At 56.5% G+C, this 1,021-nt stretch carries 1 protein-coding gene and 1 pseudogene; both read left to right on the plus strand.

All coding sequences use genetic code 11. The features are described 5' to 3' along the window. Nucleotides 1–380 (plus strand): hypothetical protein (locus U4E84_RS18755; protein ID WP_322533556.1); only part of this gene is annotated, 380 nt, incomplete at its 5' end. A 27-nt stretch (nt 381–407) separates the two neighbouring features. Then, nucleotides 408–1,021: pseudogene (locus tag U4E84_RS18760) on the plus strand (hypothetical protein); the annotation flags it as partial.

Below are 1,021 nucleotides of genomic sequence, written 5' to 3' on the forward strand. Positions count from 1 at the left end.
CCAACCGAGTCAAGGCCGCAGTCAATGCTTTCATCGATGACGCCGACACGGATGTTGAGACGGTCGACGAACTAATGACAGTCGCAAGTAAGGAGAACGGAGACATGGGCCACTACGAGCTCGCAGAAGAGTTCGAAGACATCTACAGCCTGTTCAACCACCGGCCCGACAGAGAGTGGTACTACAATCACCCCGACGCACACATGGAAGCCCGAGCGTTCACTGAGCTGTTGTGGGACGCCGCCCGAAAACAGAGTGATGCGAATGGTCGGCGATATGCAGAGCTGATATTCGACACCCCGTCGCTCTCGAAGACACCGAATGATGATGATATCGTCGACACCCACCGTGTGTCACTTGTTATCGACAACGACAATTGAATCACAACGCTCCGGATCGCCCCGAACATGAGTGATGCCCGGTCCGTTATCGGATTCGACGCCCACCCGACCGGGGGGCTGTGGAGAGTCAACGTCGGCGATGCGATGGACTCTGAGACACTCATGTCCGAAGACGAGCGTCGTCTGTGGAGACGATACGAGCGACGTCTTCTCGTGATCCAGGTCGGTAATGGTGCGTACTCCTACACGACCAACAAGCGGTTCGATGTAGAGAAGAACAAGGTGCTGATAGAGACGCTCCGAGAACAGTACGGAGACGAGTTCCAAACGGCCGTCGCACCCTCTGCTGTTGAAGACCACATCAAGAGTGCATTTGTCGAAACCGGACTCGACGATCCACAAACGATGCACCAAGGGGACGTGCAGAGTCGAAACGACTTCCAGGGACAGCGTGTCGGTGCCGAGATCGGATGTATCGACCCCGGAGACGACTTCGTGCTCGATGTTATGGCCGAACTCGGCAAAGATGCAACCCCAGAACGACAGGACAAGACCTGTGATACCTGTTCCGGCTCCGGGTGTGACCAGTGTAATCAGACGGGATACAAGCGAGCCTTCGGCCGTGGCTTCGTTGGGGAAGACTCCGACACTGCGGCGAGTATCCTGGCGAGCGTCCGTGA

It is taken from the genome of Halorubrum sp. AD140 (genome assembly GCF_034497445.1).
GTDB lineage: Archaea > Halobacteriota > Halobacteria > Halobacteriales > Haloferacaceae > Halorubrum.